Source organism: Franconibacter helveticus LMG 23732, assembly GCF_000463115.2.
Taxonomy (GTDB): Bacteria; Pseudomonadota; Gammaproteobacteria; order Enterobacterales; family Enterobacteriaceae; genus Franconibacter; species Franconibacter helveticus.
In genome coordinates, this window is the sequence record NZ_AWFX01000046.1 from 52147 (window position 1) to 72338 (window position 20192).

Annotated in this window: 20 protein-coding genes; 17 read left to right on the top strand and 3 right to left on the bottom strand. The window is 56.9% G+C overall.

The genetic code is table 11. The features are described from left to right. The first annotated feature begins 120 nt into the window (after nt 1-120). The 3 genes from pldA (at nt 121) to rhtC (ending at nt 3577) form a co-directional block, all read left to right on the top strand. Entirely contained in the window at nt 121-990 is an 870-nt protein-coding gene (gene pldA, locus DW56_RS14920) for a phospholipase A (RefSeq protein WP_024551648.1), read from the top strand. Nucleotides 991-1058: 68 nt separating this feature from the next. Continuing rightward, nucleotides 1059-2885, top strand: coding sequence for an ATP-dependent DNA helicase RecQ (gene recQ, locus DW56_RS14925; protein ID WP_024551649.1), 1827 nt, complete (start codon nt 1059-1061; stop codon nt 2883-2885). Nucleotides 2886-2956: 71 nt separating this feature from the next. Next, nucleotides 2957-3577 (top strand): threonine export protein RhtC, encoded by a 621-nt coding sequence (gene rhtC / locus DW56_RS14930; protein ID WP_024551650.1) that lies wholly within the window; start codon nt 2957-2959, stop codon nt 3575-3577. Here rhtC and rhtB read toward each other — a convergent pair whose 3' ends face one another. Then, a complete protein-coding gene (rhtB, locus tag DW56_RS14935) occupies nt 3578-4198 on the bottom strand; it encodes a homoserine/homoserine lactone efflux protein (protein ID WP_024551651.1) in 621 nt (206 codons plus the stop codon). A 109-nt stretch (nt 4199-4307) separates the two neighbouring features. Between rhtB and pldB the strand changes: the two genes are divergently transcribed. The 3 genes from pldB (at nt 4308) to DW56_RS14950 (ending at nt 7161) form a co-directional block, all read left to right on the top strand. Further along, nucleotides 4308-5300 carry a lysophospholipase L2 gene (gene pldB, locus DW56_RS14940; RefSeq protein WP_024551652.1) on the top strand — a complete coding sequence of 331 codons (993 nt, stop codon included), beginning with the start codon at nt 4308-4310 and terminating at the stop codon, nt 5298-5300. 49 nt (nt 5301-5349) lie between these two features. After that, complete coding sequence (gene yigL, locus DW56_RS14945) at nt 5350-6150, top strand: sugar/pyridoxal phosphate phosphatase YigL (protein ID WP_024551653.1); 801 nt, start codon at nt 5350-5352, stop codon at nt 6148-6150. A 111-nt stretch (nt 6151-6261) separates the two neighbouring features. After that, nucleotides 6262-7161, top strand: coding sequence for a carboxylate/amino acid/amine transporter (locus tag DW56_RS14950; RefSeq protein ID WP_024551654.1), 900 nt, complete (start codon nt 6262-6264; stop codon nt 7159-7161). Here DW56_RS14950 and metR read toward each other — a convergent pair. Then, nucleotides 7049-8002, bottom strand: a complete 954-nt coding sequence (metR, locus tag DW56_RS14955) for an HTH-type transcriptional regulator MetR (protein ID WP_024562268.1) — start codon at nt 8000-8002, stop codon at nt 7049-7051. The genes DW56_RS14950 and metR overlap by 113 nt on opposite strands. A gap of 321 nt (nt 8003-8323) precedes the next feature. Here metR and metE point away from each other — a divergent pair, with 321 nt between their 5' ends. After that, nucleotides 8324-10585, top strand: a complete 2262-nt coding sequence (gene metE / locus DW56_RS14960) for a 5-methyltetrahydropteroyltriglutamate--homocysteine S-methyltransferase (RefSeq protein ID WP_024553909.1) — start codon at nt 8324-8326, stop codon at nt 10583-10585. An 85-nt stretch (nt 10586-10670) separates the two neighbouring features. Here the strand turns inward: metE and DW56_RS14965 are convergent, their stop codons facing one another. Continuing rightward, entirely contained in the window at nt 10671-11495 is an 825-nt protein-coding gene (locus DW56_RS14965; RefSeq protein WP_024553908.1) for a dienelactone hydrolase family protein, read from the bottom strand. Nucleotides 11496-11750: 255 nt separating this feature from the next. Here DW56_RS14965 and udp point away from each other — a divergent pair, with 255 nt between their 5' ends. The 10 genes from udp to DW56_RS15015 all read left to right on the top strand — a co-directional run bounded on the left by udp (nt 11751) and on the right by DW56_RS15015 (nt 20164). Further along, nucleotides 11751-12512, top strand: a complete 762-nt coding sequence (gene udp, locus DW56_RS14970; RefSeq protein ID WP_024553907.1) for a uridine phosphorylase — start codon at nt 11751-11753, stop codon at nt 12510-12512. A gap of 141 nt (nt 12513-12653) precedes the next feature. Further along, nucleotides 12654-14087: a DNA recombination protein RmuC gene (gene rmuC / locus DW56_RS14975; protein WP_024553906.1), complete on the top strand. Its 1434-nt coding sequence runs from the start codon at nt 12654-12656 to the stop codon at nt 14085-14087. A 90-nt stretch (nt 14088-14177) separates the two neighbouring features. After that, a complete protein-coding gene (ubiE, locus tag DW56_RS23230; RefSeq protein WP_024553905.1) occupies nt 14178-14933 on the top strand; it encodes a bifunctional demethylmenaquinone methyltransferase/2-methoxy-6-polyprenyl-1,4-benzoquinol methylase UbiE in 756 nt (251 codons plus the stop codon). A gap of 15 nt (nt 14934-14948) precedes the next feature. Continuing rightward, nucleotides 14949-15554 (top strand): ubiquinone biosynthesis protein UbiJ, encoded by a 606-nt coding sequence (gene ubiJ / locus DW56_RS14985; RefSeq protein ID WP_024553904.1) that lies wholly within the window; start codon nt 14949-14951, stop codon nt 15552-15554. Then, nucleotides 15551-17191: a ubiquinone biosynthesis regulatory protein kinase UbiB gene (gene ubiB / locus DW56_RS14990; protein ID WP_024553903.1), complete on the top strand. Its 1641-nt coding sequence runs from the start codon at nt 15551-15553 to the stop codon at nt 17189-17191. Before ubiJ ends, ubiB begins: the two co-directional genes overlap by 4 nt. 72 nt (nt 17192-17263) lie before the next feature. Then, nucleotides 17264-17518, top strand: coding sequence for a Sec-independent protein translocase subunit TatA (gene tatA, locus DW56_RS14995; protein ID WP_024553902.1), 255 nt, complete (start codon nt 17264-17266; stop codon nt 17516-17518). A 3-nt stretch (nt 17519-17521) separates the two neighbouring features. Beyond that, the gene (gene tatB / locus DW56_RS15000; protein ID WP_024553901.1) at nt 17522-18133 is read left to right on the top strand and encodes a Sec-independent protein translocase protein TatB; all 612 of its coding nucleotides are present in this window, start codon (nt 17522-17524) and stop codon (nt 18131-18133) included. A gap of 2 nt (nt 18134-18135) precedes the next feature. After that, nucleotides 18136-18891, top strand: a complete 756-nt coding sequence (gene tatC, locus DW56_RS15005; protein ID WP_024553900.1) for a Sec-independent protein translocase subunit TatC — start codon at nt 18136-18138, stop codon at nt 18889-18891. 42 nt (nt 18892-18933) lie between these two features. Next, nucleotides 18934-19725, top strand: coding sequence for a 3'-5' ssDNA/RNA exonuclease TatD (gene tatD / locus DW56_RS15010; RefSeq protein ID WP_024553899.1), 792 nt, complete (start codon nt 18934-18936; stop codon nt 19723-19725). 106 nt (nt 19726-19831) lie between these two features. Beyond that, the gene (locus DW56_RS15015; RefSeq protein WP_024553898.1) at nt 19832-20164 is read left to right on the top strand and encodes a hypothetical protein; all 333 of its coding nucleotides are present in this window, start codon (nt 19832-19834) and stop codon (nt 20162-20164) included. The last annotated feature ends 28 nt before the right edge of the window (nt 20165-20192 follow it).

The window sequence follows — 20192 nt, forward strand, 5'->3', positions numbered from 1 at the left end:
TATGCTTCGTAATTGTTGCGTTCAACTTTAAGACAGAGGGACTTCCGGTAGAAAAATAAACCGCTAGAATGTCAGCGGCAGAATAATTCATAACGACGATAGTTCAGGAGAGCATGGCCCATGCGCAAGTCTCTGGGTTTGTTGGCGGCAGCCAGTCTGTTGCCCTGCACAGCATTTAGCCAGGAAGCCACAATTAAAGAAGTTCATGATGCCCCCGCCGTGCGCGGCAGCATCATTGCCAATATGCTCCAGGAGCATGACAACCCTTTCACGCTTTACCCTTACGAGAGCAACTATCTGCTCTATACGGTAACGGATGACCTGAATAAAGAAGCTATTCAGTCCTATAACTGGTCTGATAACGCGCGCAAGGATGAGGTGAAATTCCAGATCAGCCTCGCCTTCCCGCTGTGGCGCGGCATTGTGGGCGATAACTCGGTGCTGGGCGCCTCTTATACCCAGCGTTCATGGTGGCAGCTTTCCAACAGCGGCGAATCTTCGCCGTTTCGCGAAACCAACTATGAGCCGCAGTTGTTCCTTGGCTTCGCCACCGATTACTCGCTCGGGGGCTGGACGCTGCGCGATGTGGAGTTTGGCTATAACCATAACTCCAACGGGCGCTCCGACCCGACCTCCGGTAGCTGGAACCGCGCTTATGCTCGTCTGATGGCGCAAAACAGCAACTGGCTGGTGGAAGTGAAGCCCTGGTATGTGCTGGGCAACACCGACGATAACCCGGATATCACCAAATATATGGGCTACTACCAGCTTAAAGTGGGGTATCAGTGGGGCGAGGCCATCTGGAGCGTAAGGGGCCAGTACAACTGGAACACGGGTTATGGCGGCGCTGAGCTGGGCTTCAGCTATCCGGTCACAAAACATGTTCGTTTGTATACCCAGCTTTACAGCGGTTATGGCGAATCGTTAATCGATTACAACTTTAACCAGACTCGGTTTGGCTTTGGGGTTATGCTTAACGATCTGTTCTAAAGCATTGCAGTTTCCGACGCAGGCGCTGAAAATAGCGCCTGTTTTATTTTCAGGTATACGGGGTAAGCGTGGCGCAGGCGGAAGTTATGAATCAGGAATCGCTGGCTCGGCAGGTTTTGCAGGAAACCTTCGGCTACCAGCAGTTTCGCCCGGGCCAGGAAACCATCATCAATACGGTGCTGGAAGGCCGCGATTGTCTGGTGGTCATGCCTACTGGCGGCGGCAAATCGCTGTGCTATCAAATTCCCGCGCTGGTGAAAGAGGGGCTGACGGTCGTCGTCTCGCCGCTTATTTCCCTGATGAAAGATCAGGTCGACCAGCTACTCGCCAACGGCGTGGCGGCGGCTTGCCTTAATTCCACCCAGAGCCGCGACCAGCAGCTTGAGGTGATTGCAGGTTGCCGCACCGGCCAGGTGCGCCTGCTTTATATCGCACCGGAACGGTTGATGATGGACAACTTCATCGACCAGCTAAGCCGCTGGCCGCTCTCCATGATTGCGGTGGATGAAGCGCACTGTATTTCCCAGTGGGGCCACGATTTCCGCCCCGAATACGCGCTGCTCGGCCAGTTGCGCCAGCATTTGCCCCAGGTGCCGTTTATCGCGCTTACGGCGACCGCCGATGACACCACGCGTCTGGATATTGTGCGTTTGCTCGGCCTTCAGGACCCGCTGATCCAAATCAGCAGCTTCGACCGCCCGAATATTCGCTACATGCTGATGGAGAAATTCAAACCGCTCGATCAGCTGATGCGCTATGTGCAGGAGCAACGCGGCAAATCGGGCATTATTTACTGCAACAGCCGGGCGAAGGTAGAAGACACCGCTGCGCGGCTGCAAAGCAAAGGCATCAGCGCAGGCGCGTACCACGCCGGGCTGGAGCCGCAGGTTCGCGCCGAAGTGCAGGAAAAATTTCAGCGCGACGACCTGCAAATCGTGGTGGCGACAGTGGCGTTCGGCATGGGCATCAACAAGCCCAACGTACGCTTTGTGGTGCACTTCGACATTCCACGCAATATTGAATCTTATTATCAGGAAACCGGCCGCGCCGGACGCGACGGCCTGCCTGCCGAAGCGATGCTATTCTATGACCCGGCGGATATGGCCTGGCTGCGCAAATGCCTTGAAGAAAAGCAGCCGGGACAGTTGCAGGATATCGAGCGCCACAAGCTCAACGCCATGGGCGCGTTCGCCGAAGCGCAAACCTGCCGCCGCCTGGTGCTGCTTAACTACTTTGGCGAAGGCCGCCAGCAGCCCTGCGGCAACTGCGATATCTGCCTGGATCCGCCGCGCCGCTACGATGGCCTGCTCGACGCGCAAAAGGCGCTTTCGACCATTGCCCGCGTGAACCAGCGCTTTGGCATGGGGTATGTGGTTGAAGTGCTGCGTGGGGCGAACAATCAGCGCATCCGCGAGCTTGGGCATGACAAACTAAAAGTTTACGGCATCGGGCGCGACCAGAGCCATGAGCACTGGGTCAGCGTGATCCGCCAGCTCATTCATCTTGGCGTGGTAACGCAAAATATCGCGGCCCACTCCGCGCTTCAGCTCACCGAAGCGGCGCGCCCCTTCCTGCGCGGCGAGGCGCCCCTGATGCTGGCGGTGCCGCGCGTCGCGGCGCTTAAACCACGCGTGGCGCAGAAATCTTACGGCGGCAATTATGACCGTAAGCTCTTCGCCAGGCTGCGTAAGCTGCGCAAAGCCATTGCCGACGAAGAAAATATTCCGCCTTACGTGGTCTTCAACGATGCGACGCTAATCGAAATGGCGGAGCAAATGCCGTTAAGCCCGGGCGAAATGCTGGGCATCAACGGCGTGGGCACACGCAAGCTGGAACGCTTTGGCCGTGAATTTATGGCGCTTATCCGCAGCCACGTTGACGGCGACGATGAGTAATCGTCAATAGCCACGCCTGGCCGAACGTGGCAGGATATTTCTTCTGCACTTTTTCTCGCGAGTAACTTCTTATGCTGATGCTTTTTCTGACCGTGGCGCTGGTTCATCTGGTGGCGCTGATGAGCCCCGGCCCCGACTTCTTCTTTGTTTCGCAAACGGCGGTTAGCCGCTCCCGTAAAGAAGCGATGATGGGCGTACTCGGCATTACTTTTGGTGTGATGATCTGGGCGGGCGTGGCGCTGCTTGGCCTGCATTTGATCCTGGAAAAAATGGCCTGGCTGCATACCGCCATTATGGTCGGCGGCGGGCTTTACCTTTGCTGGATGGGCTACCAGATGTTGCGCGGCGCGCTGAAAAAGGGCGCGCCCTCAACCGAAGCGCCCGCGGTGGAGCTGGCGCACGGCGGACGCAGCTTTATCAAAGGCTTACTGACCAATCTGGCGAACCCCAAAGCGATTATTTATTTCGGCAGCGTCTTTTCGCTGTTTGTCGGCGACAACGTCGGTTCGCACGAGCGAATGGGCATTTTTGTCCTGATTGCGCTGGAAACCTTCGCCTGGTTTGCCATCGTGGCGAGCCTCTTCGCACTGCCAGCCATGCGCCGCGGTTACCAGAAACTGGCGAAATGGATCGACGGCATGGCCGGCGCGCTTTTCGCCGGCTTCGGCATCCACCTGATTATCTCCCGCTAATTACGCCTGGCGCGCGGCGGCAAGCAGCGCGCCCACCAGCATAAACAGCGAGCCGAACAGTCGATTAAGGGCCTTCATCTGGCGAGGGCCTTTGATCCACAGCGCAATACGGGTCGCGAGCGTCGCATAGCCAATCATTACCACGATATCCACCACCACGGTGGTTACGCCGAGGATAATGTACTGTACCGCCTGCGGCTGATGCGGGGCGATAAATTGCGGAAACAGCGCCGCGAGAAAAACAATGCTCTTGGGATTGGTAAGGTTTACGAAAACCGCGCGCTTAAACAGGCGGCGACGCGGCTGGCTTTGCGCTACGGCGTTCAAATCAATCGCCCCGGCGGCGCGCCACTGCTGAATGCCAAGCCAGATAAGATAAGCCGCGCCCGCCCATTTCAACACTTCAAAAGCCAGCAGCGAGCGGGAAAAGAGCGCGCCTAAGCCCACGCCCACCAACACAATGTGAATGGCAAGCCCAAGCTGCAAGCCGGTAATGGACGCCGCCGCGCCGCGATAACCGTGGCTGATGGCGGTGCTCATGGTGTTAATTGCCCCGGAGCCTGGCGAGAGGCTTAGGATGAGCGTGGTAAGAAGATAGGTAAACCACCATTCAAAGGTCATGTGAAATTCCCTGGCTGCGCACTTTTATGCCACAATACGCTAATGTAGAGGGTTGTGCTACGAGTCACAAAAGAAGCATTTTTTGGCGTTCGCACAGGGCAGGCAACCGATGCATAAGCATAAAAAAGGATGGTCCAGGCGGGAAAGCGCCTTTGCAGCCTTCACCATGGGGCCGCTTACGGATTTTTGGCAGCAGCGTGAAGAAGACGAATTTTCAGGCGTAGACGACGTGCCGGTGCGCTTCGTGCGGTTTTGCGCTCCTGGCAACGACCGGGTCATCGTCGTCTGCCCGGGACGCATCGAGAGCTACGTAAAGTACGCTGAACTGGCTTACGATCTCTTCCACTGCGGATTCGATGTGCTCATCATCGACCATCGTGGGCAGGGGCGATCCGGCCGGTTGCTGGAAGATACGCACCGCGGGCATGTGGTGAATTTCAGCGATTATGTCGACGATCTTGAGCGGTTCTGGCAACAGGAAGTGGCAAGCGGCCCCTGGCGCAAGCGTTATGTGCTGGCCCACTCTATGGGCGGCGCTATCACCACGCTGTTTTTGCAGCGCCAGCCGCAGGCTTTTGACGCCGTGGCGCTCTGCGCGCCGATGTTCGGCATTACCATTCGCCTGCCGGACTGGATGCTTCGCTCGATTCTGGACTGGGCCGAAGGCTATCCGAATCTGCGCGACGGTTATGCTATCGGCACCGGACGCTGGCGCGCGTTGCCCTTTAGCCTTAACGTGCTAACGCATAGCCCGGCGCGTTATCGCCGCAACTTACGTTTTTATGCTGACGACCCGGATTTGCGGGTCGGCGGGCCAACCTATCACTGGGTGCGGGAAGGCATCCTTGCAGGAGAACAGGTGCTGGCAGGGGCCACTGCCGTCACTACGCCGCTATTGTTACTCCAGGCGGAAGCGGAAAGGGTGGTGGATAACCGCTCTCACGATCGCTTCTGCGAACTTCGCGCTGCGGCGGGCCATCCCTGTTGGGGGGATAAACCTTACGTCATAAAAGGCGCGTACCATGAGATCCTGTTTGAAAAGGACAGCATGCGTGCCGAAGCCCTGACTGCCATCGTTGATTTTTTCGATGCGCATAACTGATTACCGCGGCCAGCCTTCTTGTCGCTTTACCAGAGGTTAAATTCATCTTATGTATCAGGTTGTCGCGTCTGACTTAGACGGCACACTGCTTTCTCCGGACCATACCCTTTCTCCCTACGCCAAAGAGACGCTCAGGCTGCTGACCGCCCGCGGCATCCACTTTGTTTTTGCCACCGGGCGTCATCATGTCGATGTCGGGCAGATCCGCGACGGGCTGGAGATCAAGGCTTATATGATCACCTCTAACGGCGCGCGGGTGCATGACACCGACGGCAACCTGGTGTTCGCCCATAACCTTGAAGCCGATATCGCTACCGATTTGTTTGGGATGATGCATAACAATCCTGACATCATCACCAACGTCTACCGCGACGATGAGTGGTTTATCAACCGACACCGCCCGGATGAGATGAAATATTTCAAAGAGGCGGTGTTTAACTATTCACTGTTCGAACCGGGGTTGCTGGAGCCGCGCGGGGTAAGCAAGGTGTTCTTTACCTGCGACGTGCATGAAAAACTGCTGCCGCTGGAGCAGGCGATCAACGCCCGCTGGGGCGATCGCGTTAACGTCAGCTTCTCCACGTTAACCTGCCTGGAAGTGATGGCGGGCGGCGTGTCGAAAGGCCATGCCCTGGAGGCGGTGTCGAAAGCGATGGGCTACAGCCTTAAAGAGTGCATCGCGTTTGGCGATGGCATGAACGATGCAGAAATGCTCTCTATGGCAGGCAAAGGCTGCATCATGGGCAATGCACACCAGCGCCTGAAAGATCTGCTGCCGGAGCTGGAAGTTATCGGCACCAACGGCGACAACGCCGTGCCGCGTTATTTACGCAAGCTTTTCCTCGAGTAACTCCTCCCGTGACGAGTGGTTTGATAATAACCACTCGTCAACCAAATAGTGCAACTTTTCACCAGCGCCTTCGCTACAATTGCGCTCTCTTTTTTTTCTGAGACGGGTGCAATGGCATTACTGATTATTACCACTATCCTGTGGGCCTTTTCTTTTAGCCTGATTGGCGAATATCTGGCGGGGCAGGTCGACAGCACCTTCTCTGTTCTGATGCGCGTGGGGCTGGCGGCGCTGGTTTTTCTGCCTTTTCTGCGCACCCGCGGCCAGAGCATAAAAACGCTCAGTCTCTATATGCTGGTAGGCGCGCTGCAACTTGGCGTGATGTACCTGTTCAGTTTTCGGGCTTACCTTTACCTCACCGTGTCGGAGTTTTTGCTGTTCACGGTATTCACGCCGCTCTATATCACGCTGATTTATGACGTGCTGAGTAAGCGCCCGCTTCGCTGGGGTTATGCGTTAAGCGCTGGGCTGGCGGTAGCCGGCGCGGCAATTATCCGCTACGACAAAGTGAGCGATCACTTCTGGACCGGGTTGCTGCTGGTTCAGTTGGCGAACATCAGCTTCGCTATCGGCATGGTAGGTTACAAACGGCTGATGGAAACGCGCCCGATGCCGCAGCACAGCGCCTTTTCCTGGTTCTATCTGGGGGCGTTTCTGGTGGCGGTGGTCGCCTGGTTTACGCTCGGCAACCCGCAGAAGCTGCCCACTACTGACCTGCAATGGGGCATCCTCGTGTGGCTGGGCGTGGCGGCTTCAGGGCTGGGATACTTTATGTGGAACTACGGCGCCACCCAGGTAGACGCAGGCACGCTCGGCATTATGAACAACGTTCATGTCCCGGCCGGGCTGCTGGTCAACCTGGCTATCTGGCAGGAGCAGCCCCACTGGCCGAGCTTTATTATTGGGGGAGCGGTGATAATGGCTTCGCTGTGGGTCCATCGGCGTTGGGTCGCTCCGCGCTCTTCACAAACGGCAGATGATCGCAGGCGTGCTGGCGCGCCGAGCGAATAAACGCTTCCGTAACCGGCTGGCGCTGTTCGCCATCGCGCACCGCGGCGTACAGCCGGCTCCATAATCCTTCGCCCAGGGTTTTGGTTACGACCAGACCCTGGCGCTCGAAACTTTCCACCACCCAGTGCGGCAGCGCGGCGATGCCCATGCGCGCCGACACCATCTGAATCAGCAGCAGCGTGTTATCCACGCTCTTAAGCGAAGGGCTTACGCCCGCCGGTTGCAAAAAATGACGCCATACGTCTAAACGGCTGCGCTGCACCGGATAAATCAGCAGCGTTTCGCCAGAAAAATCCTCCGGCGTAATGCGGGTCATGGCGGCAAGCGGGTGATCGGTCGCCAGCACCAGACGCACTTCAAAATCAAACATTGGCGAATAGTGCAGGCCGCTGCGCGGCAGGATATCGGATGTCAGCACGACATCCAGCTCGCCCTGTTGCAGCGCAGGCTGCGGGTCGAACGTCACGCCAGATTTAAAATCCATCTCCACCTGCGGCCACTGGCGGCGAAAATTCTCAAGCGCCGGAGTGAGCCACTGAATACAACTGTGGCATTCAATGGCGATGCGAAGCTTCGTCTGCTGCGGCTCGTTGCAGGCCTGCAACGCCCGGCCAATCTGCGGCAACACTTGTTCGGCCAGCTGTAAAAGAATTTCGCCCTGCGGCGTAAAACGCAGCGGCTGGCTTTTACGCACAAACAGCCGGAAACCGAGCCGCTGTTCAAGATCGCTGAACTGATGAGAAAGAGCGGATTGCGTCTGGTGCAGCGAGGCCGCCGCCGCCGCCAGAGAGCCGCAGTTGCGCAGCGCCTGAAGCGTTCGCAGGTGTTTTATTTCGATCATGAAAGTCCTTCACTTCGCCATGAGGAATTTGCGCTTGAGGAATATACAGTACCTGCGGATTATGGATGTGTAAACATCTGGACGTCCAAACCCGTCATAATTCGTTTTGCAAAAAGGCGGCGACGCAGCGAGTTCCCAGGAGCCTACTCGATAAGTGACTGGGGCAAGCGAGGAAAGCCAACGCATCTGCAAGTCGAATTATGACGAGTTCTCCCCCACGGGAGAGGATCCGAAATACTACGGATTGATTAAGAGATGGACAGATTCATTTTCTGGTATTCGCGCATTGAGCGGATTCATCGTTAAGAGAGGCAGAACATCATGACTATTCATAACCATACCCTCGGATTCCCTCGCGTCGGCCTGCGCCGCGAACTGAAAAAAGCGCAGGAAAGCTACTGGGCGGGCAATTCCACGCGTGAGGAATTACTGGCGGTGGGCCGCGAACTGCGCGCGCGCCACTGGGAACAGCAGAAAGCGGCGGGTGTCGATCTGCTTCCGGTGGGCGACTTTGCCTGGTACGACCATGTTCTGACCACCAGCCTGCTGCTTGGCAACGTGCCGGCTCGTCATCAGAACGCGGATGGCTCGGTCGACATCGATACCCTGTTTCGCATCGGTCGCGGCCGCGCGCCAACCGGCGAGCCGGCGGCGGCGGCTGAAATGACCAAATGGTTTAACACCAACTATCACTACATGGTGCCGGAATTCACCAAAGGCCAGCAGTTTAAGCTCGCCTGGACACAACTGCTTGAGGAAGTAGACGAAGCGCTGGCGCTTGGCCACCACGTTAAGCCTGTTCTGCTGGGGCCGGTTACCTATCTGTGGCTCGGTAAAGTGAAGGGCGAGCAGTTCGACCGCCTTTCGCTTCTTGGCGACATCGTGCCGGTTTATCAACAGGTCCTGGCGGAGCTCGCGAAGCGCGGCATTCAGTGGGTGCAGATTGACGAGCCCGCGCTGGTGCTGGAGCTGCCGCAGGCGTGGCTGGAAGCGTTCAAACCCGCCTATGAGGCGCTTACGGGCCAAACCAAACTGCTGCTCACCACCTATTTTGAAGGCGTGACGGCAAACCTTGAGACCATCGCCGCGTTGCCGGTGCAGGGGCTGCACGTTGACCTGATTCATGGCAAAGATGATGTTAACGAACTGCATCGCCGCCTGCCTGCCGAATGGCTGCTTTCCGCAGGCGTAGTGAATGGCCGCAATGTCTGGCGCGCGGATCTCTCAGGAAAATATGCGCAGCTTAAAGATCTGGCGGGCAAACGCGAACTGTGGGTCGGATCGTCCTGCTCGCTGCTGCACAGCCCTATCGATCTTAGCGTGGAAACCCGTCTCGATGACGAAGTGAAAAGCTGGTTCGCCTTCGCGCTGCAAAAATGTCAGGAACTGGCGCTGCTGCGCGACGCCCTGAACAGCGGCGACACGGCGAAAATTGACCAGTGGAGCGCGCCGATCCAGGCTCGCCGCCATTCCGCTCGCGTTCACAATCCGCAGGTCGGCAAGCGTCTTGCGGCTATCACGGCGGCGGACAGCCAGCGCGCCCATGCATACCCGCTGCGCGCCGAAGCCCAGCGCGCCCGCTTTAAACTGCCGGACTGGCCGACCACGACCATCGGCTCTTTCCCACAAACAACAGAGATCCGCGGCCTGCGCCTGGATTTCAAAAAAGGCAATCTGGACGCGAACCATTACCGTACCGGCATTGCTGAGCATATTAAGCAGGCCATTGCCGAGCAGGAGCGGCTGGGGCTGGATGTGCTGGTGCATGGCGAAGCCGAACGTAACGACATGGTGGAATATTTTGGCGAGCACCTGGATGGCTTTGTCTTTACGCAAAATGGCTGGGTGCAGAGCTACGGCTCCCGCTGCGTGAAGCCGCCGGTGGTTATTGGCGATGTGAGCCGCCCGGAGCCGATCACCGTAGAATGGGCAAAGTATGCCCAGTCGCTGACTGACAAGCCTGTGAAAGGGATGCTGACCGGCCCGGTGACCATCCTCTGCTGGTCTTTCCCGCGCGAGGATGTCTCTCGCGAGACCATCGCTAAGCAGATTGCGCTGGCGCTGCGTGATGAAGTGGCGGATCTGGAAGCGGCTGGCATCGGCATCATTCAGATTGACGAGCCGGCGCTGCGTGAAGGGCTGCCGCTCAAGCGCAGCGACTGGGACGCGTATCTGGCATGGGCAGTGGAAGCTTTCCGCCTGAATGCCGCAGTAGCGAAAGATGAAACCCAGATCCACACCCATATGTGTTACTGCGAGTTCAACGACATCATGGACTCCATTGCCGCGCTGGATGCCGACGTTATCACCATTGAGACTTCGCGTTCGGATATGGAACTACTGGAGTCGTTCGAAGAGTTCGAGTACCCGAATGAAATTGGGCCAGGCGTGTATGACATTCACTCGCCGAACGTGCCGAGCGTGGAATGGATAGAGGCGCTGCTGAAAAAAGCGGCCCAGCGCGTGCCGCAGGAGCGTTTATGGGTTAACCCGGACTGCGGGCTGAAAACCCGCGGCTGGCCGGAAACCCGCGCGGCGCTTGCCAACATGGTGAAAGCGGCGCAGAACCTGCGTCAGGCATAGGTTTTATTTTGCTGGCGAGGCGCTTCGCCGTCTGCCTGAAGTGAAGCCTGAAAAGAAAATCGCCCGGTGTTGCCGGGCGATCTATTTATCCTTTTTTCGCGCCGTAGCGCGTGAACCACTCCAGCATGCGCTGCCAGCCATCTTTTGCCGATTCGGCATGATAGCTCGGCCGGTAATCCGCATTAAAGGCATGTCCCGCTTCGGGATAGACAATGATTTCAGCATTGGCGTTAGCCGCCCGCAGCGCCTGGCGCATGGTTTCCACCGTATCCAGCGGAATGCCGGTATCCTTCGCGCCATACAGTCCAAGCACCGGCGCGTTGAGGTCGGTCGCCACATCCACCGGATGCTTTGGCGAATTCAGCGTCTTATCGCCCAGCAATTTGCCATACCAGGCCACTGCGGCTTTCAGCTGCGGATTATGCGCGGCGTAAAGCCAGCTAATACGTCCGCCCCAGCAAAAGCCGGTGATCAGCAGACGATGCGCATCTCCACCGTTGCGCGCGGCCCAGTTGGCGACGTGATCGAGGTCCGCCAGCACCTGCGCGTCTGGCACTTTCGATACCAGATTGCTTAAGAGCGTGGAAATGTCTTTGTAATCATTCGGGTCGCCCTGGCGGAAATAGAGTTCCGGCGCGACGGCCAGATACCCTTCCAGCGCCAGACGGCGGCAAATATCGCGAATGTGCTCATGTACGCCGAAAATCTCCTGCACCACGATAACCACCGGCAGCGGGCCGTCGGCATGTTTCGGGCGGGCGTGATAAGCGGGCATATTATCGCCCTGTGAAGGAATGGACGTTTCGCCTGCCAGAATGGCATCTTCCGGCGTGTGAACTACCGTTGAAGCAACGGGAGAAACTGACGGGGCAAAACCCGGCTTGTCGTTTGTTGTTGTGTTACTGGTCATGGCATTCTCCGTACCCTTTTTAGCGCATCCGATAACTATAGCCTGCGATGGTGGATTCACCGTTGAACAAAAACGGTTCGGGTGAAAGAGAAAGTTATCATTGCTCGCTGAAAAGTGTGACTATCATCACTAATTAATGGAAAAATCATGCAAGCCATTTATATCAAAGTGAATCCTGTCACGAAAAAGGGCGAGCAGCTTCTGTAAAGTGCCGTTTTACTTCTTCTGACCAACCGACCCACAGAGGAGTCTTTTATGTCCAGGTCTGACGTTTTTCATCTTGGCCTTACCAAAACCGATTTGCAGGGGGCCACGCTTGCTATCGTGCCGGGTGACCCGGAGCGCGTGGAGAAAATCGCTGCGCTGATGGAAAACCCGGTTAAGCTCGCTTCGCACCGTGAATTTACGACCTGGCGCGCCGAGCTGGATGGCAAAGCCGTTGTTGTCTGTTCTACCGGTATCGGCGGCCCGTCTACCTCTATCGCGGTGGAAGAGCTGGCGCAACTGGGTATTCGTACCTTCCTGCGCATCGGCACCACGGGCGCCATTCAGCCTCATATCAATGTCGGCGACGTGCTGGTTACCACGGCCTCTGTTCGTCTGGATGGCGCGAGCCTGCACTTTGCGCCGATGGAATACCCGGCGGTTGCAGATTTCGCATGCACCACCGCGCTGGTAGAAGCGGCGAAATCCGTAGGCGCGACCACCCATGTTGGCGTAACCGCCTCTTCAGACACCTTCTATCCCGGGCAGGAGCGTTACGACACCTTCTCCGGCCGCGTAGTCAGCCGCTTTAAAGGATCTATGGAAGAGTGGCAGGCGATGGGCGTCATGAACTATGAGATGGAGTCCGCCACGCTGCTGACCATGTGTTCAAGCCAGGGGCTTCGCGCCGGCATGGTGGCGGGCGTTATCGTCAACCGCACCCAGCAGGAAATTCCGAACGCGGAAACCATGAAGCAGACCGAGAGCCACGCGGTGAAGATCGTGGTCGAAGCGGCGCGCCGCTTGATTTAATCCCCCTCAGGCCGACATATGTCGGCCTTTTTGCGCGATTTCTCGCAGGAATGGCGCGCCTTACAGAAAAACGCTTCCCGTCTGGACATCTGTACAGCACAATCGCTGCTGGCGTAAGTAGCCGTTCAGGCAGGAGGCGTTGTGGAAAGCTCATATTTTTTGTTGGCGATAATCGCGCTGGCGGGCGTGCTGGTAGGCTGGTTGATAGCAAGCCAGCGGGCGGCGCAACAGAGGGCGGAACTGCTGGCAGAACAGCGCGATATTTACGGCGAACTGAGCGCCACGAAAGCCTCGCTTGAGCAAAGCCAGCACTGGCGCGACGAATGCGAACTCCTCAATAACGAACTGCGCAGCCTGCGGGAGATCAACAGCTCGCTTGAATCTGACCTGCGCGAAGTCACCACCCGTCTTGAATCCACGCAACTGCACGCTGAAGAAAAAATTCGTCAGATGATGAACAGCGAGCAGCGCCTGAGCGAGCAGTTTGAAAACCTCGCCAACCGCATTTTTGAACAGAGCAACCGTCGGGTGGAGGAGCAGAACCGCCAGAGCCTGAACGGGCTGTTGACGCCGCTTCGCGAGCAGCTCGACGGCTTTCGCCGCCAGGTGCAGGAAAGCTTCGGTCAGGAAGCGCGCGAGCGTCATACGCTGGCGCACGAAATCCGCAATCTGCAACAGTTGAACACGCAAATGGCCCAGGAGGCGATAAACCTTACGCGTGCGCTGAAAGGCGACAATAAAGCGCAGGGTAACTGGGGCGAAGTGGTGCTGTCGCGCGTGCTTGAAGCGTCCGGCCTGCGCGAAGGGCATGAATATGAAATGCAGGTCAATATTCAACTCGCCGACCGCAGCCGCATGCAGCCGGACGTGATCGTGCGTCTGCCGCAAGGCAAAGATGTGGTTATCGACGCCAAAATGACGCTGGTGGCTTATGAACGCTACTTTAATGCTGAAGATGATTACACCCGCGACCTGGCGCTTAACGAACATATCGCTTCTGTTCGCAACCATATCCGGCTGCTGGGCCGTAAAGATTACCAGCAGTTGCCGGGGCTACGCTCGCTGGACTACGTGCTGATGTTTATTCCGGTCGAGCCCGCTTTCCTGCTGGCTATCGACCAGCAACCGGAACTTATCAACGAGGCGCTGAAAAATAACATTATGCTGGTCAGCCCAACGACCTTGCTGGTGGCGCTTCGCACGATCTCCAATCTCTGGCGCTATGAACATCAGAGCCGCAACGCCCAGCTCATCGCCGAACGGGCCAGCCGTCTTTATGACAAGATGCGCCTGTTTGTGGATGACATGACGGCCATTGGCCAGTGCCTTGATAAAGCGGGCGACAGCTATCGTCAGGCCATGAAAAAGCTCGCCTCCGGGCGGGGTAATTTGCTGGTCCAGGCGGAAGCTTTCCGTTCGCTCGGCGTGGAAATTAAACGCGAGATTAATCCGGATTTAGCCGAGCAGGCCCGCCAGGAAGAGGAAGCATGGCCGTTGCCGGATGGGCAGAATGCGTCAAAGGACGCTATAAATGACAATAGCTTAACGGCTTACCGCGCCGCGGGCGAAAGCTAAGAGGCCGCTTAGCGGCGGCCTTGAAGCATAGGGCAAACGCGCCCAATCTGTTACACTTCACGAACATTTTCTTGATAAGCAGGCACTGAGATGGTTGAAGATTCACAAGAAACAACGCACTTTGGCTTCCAGACTGTAGCGAAAACGGAAAAAGCCGATAAAGTCGCGCAGGTGTTTCATTCTGTGGCCGCGAAATACGACATCATGAACGACCTGATGTCTTTTGGCATTCATCGTCTGTGGAAGCGCTTTACGATTGACTGTAGCGGCGTGCGTCGCGGGCAGAGCGTGCTGGATCTCGCTGGCGGCACGGGCGACCTGACCGCTAAATTCTCCCGCCTGGTGGGCGAGAGCGGTCGGGTAGTGCTGGCGGACATCAACGACTCGATGCTGAAAATGGGCCGCGAAAAGCTGCGCAATACCGGCGTGGTCGGCAACGTCGAGTATGTCCAAGCGAATGCCGAAGCGCTGCCTTTCCCCGATAACACCTTCGACTGCATCACTATCTCTTTTGGTTTGCGTAACGTAACCGACAAAGAAAAAGCGCTGCGTTCTATGTTCCGCGTACTGAAGCCGGGCGGCCGTCTGCTGGTGCTGGAATTTTCCAAACCCACCATCGAACCGCTTAGCAAAGCTTATGATGCCTACTCTTTTCATGTTCTGCCGCGCGTAGGCGAAATGGTAGCGAACGATGCAGAGAGCTATCGCTACCTGGCAGAGTCTATCCGCATGCATCCCGATCAGGATACGCTCAAGGCGATGATGGAAGATGCAGGCTTTGAAAGTGTGAATTACTACAATATGACCGGCGGCATCGTGGCGCTGCATCGCGGCTACAAGTTCTGACAAAGGAGGTAGCGGATGCCATTCACACCCCTTATTACGGCGGGCATAGAGGGCGTGCTTAATACGTTTCTTTATCGCGAGCAGGCGCTGAAAGGCGCTCGTCAGCGCTTACAGGGAAAGGTATTGCGGGTGGTGCTGAAGGAGTTTTCCGCGCCGCTGGTGCTGTCGTTCAGTGAAAAACAGCTGGACGTTTTGAGCCAGTGGGAAGGCGAGGCGGACTGCTCGGTCATTACCCGGCTGTCGGTGCTGCCTAAGTTGCAGGACAGGCAGCAGCTGACTGTGCTTATTCGCAGCGGCGAACTGGAAGTGCAGGGCGATTTGCAGGTGGTACAAAACTTTGTCGCGCTGCTGGATTTAGCGGAGTTTGACCCGGCAGAGGTGCTTGCGCCCTACACGGGCGATATCGCCGCTGAAGGCATCAGCAAAATAGTGCGCCGTGGCGGTTCCCTGCTTAAAAAAGGGTTTAGCCGCAATCAGCAATACCTGGCGGAGACCCTGACCGAAGAGTGGCGAGTCGCGCCAGGAAGCCTTGAAGTGGCCTGGTTTTCTGAGGAGATCGCGGCAGTTGAGCGCTCCGTTGACGCATTAACCAAACGGCTGGATAAACTGGAGGGCAAATGACGCCAGGTGAAATTCGGCGCCTTTATTTCATCGTTCAGACCTTTCTAAGCTATGGGCTTGACGAGCTCATTCCCCGCATGCGCATTACGCTACCGCTGCGCCTCTGGCGACGCGGCCTGTTCTGGATGCCTAACCGGCATAAAGATAAAGAACTGGGCGCGCGCCTGCGTCTGGCTTTACAGGAGCTGGGTCCGGTCTGGATTAAATTCGGTCAGATGCTGTCGACCCGCCGCGATCTTTTCCCGCCGCAGATAGCCGATCAGCTGGCGCTGTTGCAGGACCGCGTGGCGCCCTTTGACGGCGTGCTGGCGAAGCGGCAAATCGAAAAAGCGATGGGCGGCATTCCTGTTGAAACCTGGTTTGACGATTTCGATATCAACCCGCTGGCCTCCGCCTCGATTGCGCAGGTTCATACCGCACGGCTAAAAGAGACCGGGCAGGAAGTGGTCATTAAGGTGATTCGTCCTGATATCCTGCCGGTCATTCAGGCCGATATGAAGCTTATCTACCGGCTTGCCCGTTGGGTGCCGCGCCTGATGCCGGATGGTCGCCGTCTGCGCCCGCTGGAAGTGGTGCGCGAATATGAAAAAACGCTGATTGACGAACTGGATCTGCTTAGAGAAGCCGCTAACGCAATCCAGCTGCGCCGTAATTTTGAAAACAGCAAAATGCTCTATGTGCCGGAGGTTTACTCCGACTATTGCAGCCAGAACATGTTGGTGATGGAGCGCATTTACGGCATTCCCGTTTCGGATGTGGCGGCGCTGGAGAAAAACGGCACGAACATGAAGCTGCTGGCCGAGCGCGGCGTACGCGTTTTCTTTACCCAGGTCTTTCGCGACAGCTTCTTTCACGGCGATATGCACCCAGGCAACATTTTTGTCAGCTATGAGCATCCGGAGGATCCGCAGTATATCGGTATCGACTGCGGTATTGTCGGCTCGCTTAACAAAGAAGATAAACGCTATCTGGCGGAAAACTTTATCGCGTTCTTTAACCGTGATTATCGCAAAGTGGCGGAGCTGCACGTCGATTCCGGCTGGGTACCGCCTGATACCAACGTTGAAGAGTTTGAGTTCGCGATCCGTACCGTGTGCGAGCCTATTTTTGAAAAACCGCTGGCGGAAATCTCGTTTGGGCATGTGTTGCTGAACCTCTTTAACACAGCGCGTCGCTTTAATATGGAAGTGCAGCCGCAGCTGGTGCTGCTGCAAAAAACGCTGCTTTATATTGAAGGCGTAGGGCGTCAGCTCTATCCGCAACTCGATTTATGGAAAACGGCGAAACCTTTTCTGGAAACCTGGATCAAAGATCAAGTGGGCTTCCCGGCGCTGGTGCGCGCAGTGAAAGAAAAATCGCCCTACTGGGTGGAAAAACTGCCGGATCTGCCGGAACTGGTTTACAACAGTTTGCGTCAGGGCAAACAACTGCAACAAAGCGTTGATAAGATTGCCAATGAGTTGCACGCTCACCGCGTCCGGCAGGGGCAGTCTCGTTACCTGTTTGGCGTCGGCGCCACGCTCTTTTTGAGCGGCACGCTGCTGCTTATTAACCGGCCCGACTGGGAGATGACGCCCGCCTGGCTGATTGCAGGGGGGCTGGTCGTCTGGCTTATCGGCTGGCGGCGGTCGAGCTGAATTTATCGTCATGGAATGGCCGCGTGATTTATAATGCGGCCTGATACTTCTTCATTAGTAGCTGAGGTTTTTATGGGTGGCATCAGTATCTGGCAATTGTTAATCATTGCCGTTCTCGTCGTTTTGCTTTTCGGCACCAAAAAATTGCGTTCTCTGGGATCTGACCTTGGCGAGTCTATCAAGGGCTTTAAAAAGTCGATGAGCGATGATGATAAAAAAGAGACGCCGCATCAGCAGGATGCTGATTTCACCGCGAAATCTATCACTGATAAGCCTGACGAAACCAAACCCGACGAGGCGAAACGTCACGACAAAGAGCAGGTGTAATTCGTGTTTGATATTGGATTTAGCGAACTGCTGCTTGTCTTTGTCATCGGCCTCATTGTACTGGGGCCGCAACGTTTGCCTGTGGCGGTGAAAACGGTAGTAGGCTGGATTCGGGCGCTGCGCTCACTGGCCACAACCGTACAAAACGAACTTTCTCAGGAGCTGAAAATTCAGGAATTGCAGGACAGCCTGAAGAAAGTGGAAAAAGCGAGCCTGAATAACCTGACGCCCGAACTCAAGGAGTCGATGGATGAATTGCGCCAGGCAGCGGAATCCATGAAGCGTTCCTACACGGCGAACGACCCGGAAAAAGCCAGTGACGAGGCGCACACCATTCATAATCCGCTGGTGAAAGGTAACGAGGCGAGCCATGAAGGCGTGACGCCAGGCACGGCGGAACATCAGGCTGAAGCGCCGGCGCAGAAGCCTGCGGCGACGGAAACGCCCGTGCCGCCCGCAACCGCGCAGGCGCAAAGCGATAAGCCTGTCGCCATCGCGAAGCCTGCCGCTGAGACGCCTGTGGCAAAACCGCAGCCTGCGGCAACAGCGCAAAAAGCTGAGCCTGCCGCCTCCCATAACCCGGAACCGGCTTCCCCAACAAGTGATAAACCCTGAACATGGCTGTTGAAGATACCCAACCCCTAATCAGTCATCTGATTGAACTGCGCAAGCGGCTGCTGAACTGCATCCTTGCGGTGCTGGTTATATTTCTGGCGCTGGTCTACTTCGCCAACGATATTTACCAGCTGGTCGCCGCGCCGCTTATTTCTCAGATGCCGCTTGGCGCCACCATGATCGCCACCGATGTGGCTTCGCCGTTTTTTACCCCTATCAAGCTGACCATTATGGTGTCGGTCATCTTGTCGGCGCCCGTTATCCTCTACCAGGTATGGGCTTTTATCGCCCCCGCGTTGTACAAGCATGAGCGCCGCCTGGTGGTGCCGCTGCTGGTATCCAGCACGCTGCTTTTTTATATCGGGATGGCGTTCGCCTATTTTGTGGTGTTCCCGCTGGCATTTGGTTTTTTAACCAAAACGGCGCCCGCTGGCGTGGTCGTCTCCACGGATATCACAAGCTACCTTGATTTCGTCATGGCGCTGTTTATGGCGTTTGGCGTGTCGTTCGAGGTGCCCGTCGCCATTGTGCTGCTGTGCTGGCTTGGCGTAACCACGCCGGAAGATCTCAAGGCGAAGCGCCCGTATGTGCTGGTCGGGGCGTTTGTCGTCGGCATGCTGCTTACGCCGCCCGATGTCTTTTCGCAAACGCTGCTGGCTATCCCCATGTATTGTCTGTTTGAGGTAGGGGTCTTCTTCGCCAGGTTCTACGTCGGCAAGCGTCGGCCGGAAAACCCGGAAGAAGAGTCGCAAGAGTAATTCACTACCGCCCGTCAGGGCGGTTTTTATATGGAAAGTGCTATGTTTGATATTGGCCTGAATATCACCAGCTCGCAGTTTGAGAAAGATCGTGATGCGGTGATTGCTCGCGCTCATGCAGGAGGGGTGAACGGTCTGCTTTTTACCGGCACGAACCTGCATGAAAGCACGCAGGCGCAACAGCTAGCGAAACAATACGACAGATGCTGGTCCACCGCCGGGGTTCACCCCCACGACAGCAGCCAGTGGGACGAAGCGTCGGCGCAGCGCCTGCGAGAGCTGGCTTCCTTGCCGGAGGTAGTGGCGATTGGCGAGTGCGGCCTCGACTTTAACCGCAATTTTTCTACGCCTGAAGAGCAGGAGCGCGCCTTCAGCGCCCAACTGGCGATAGCGGCTGAACTCGGCATGCCGGTTTTTATGCACTGCCGCGAGGCGCATGAGCGCTTCCTCGCTTTGCTGGATCCGTGGCTCGATAAGCTACCCGGCGCTGTGCTGCACTGCTTCACGGGTACCGAAGATGAAGCGAAAGCGTGTCTGGCGCGCGGGCTTTATCTGGGCATTACCGGTTGGGTATGTGATGAACGCCGCGGGCTGGCGTTGCGAGAGCTATTGCCGGTTATTCCTGCCGATAAATTATTACTGGAAACCGACGCGCCCTATCTGCTGCCGCGCGACCTTACGCCTAAACCTGCTTCACGCCGTAACGAACCTTGTTTCCTGCCGCATATTCTTGAGCGTGTCGCCGCCTGGCGTGGCGAAGACGCGCGCTGGCTGGAGCAGGTTACCGATGAAAACGTCGCGCGCCTGTTTTTTTCGCGCGCTGCTGCGCAGTAAAGAGAGCCGCAGCCGTACAGAAGTGCACACAGATGCCGGGCTAGCCGCTTCTTTGCAGTGATATTCTTTGCGTCGGCATTGGCCCGACATTGTGAAGGAAGAAATCATGCAAAAGAAAATTATGGGAATAGCTATTTTATGTATGGCGCTGGTCGGTCAGGCGCACGCTATCGACAAAACCGCGACTGGCGCCGTTCTGGGCGCCACGGCGGGCGCGATTGCCGGCAAGAGTGTTAAAAGCACCGTTGGCGGCGCCGTGGTGGGCGCTGGCGCTGGCGCAATGCTAAAAAAAGGCGATAAGGGCAAAGCGGCGCGTAAGGGTGGCGCGGTTGGGGCGGTTGTCGGTGCGGGCGTTGCGGCGGCGACAGGCAAAAGCGTGCTAAAAGGGGCTGCCGTAGGTGCAGGCGCGGGCGGCGTAGTCGGTGAAGCCGCCCACTGATTCAGCAGATCGGCCTGCGCATGCAGGC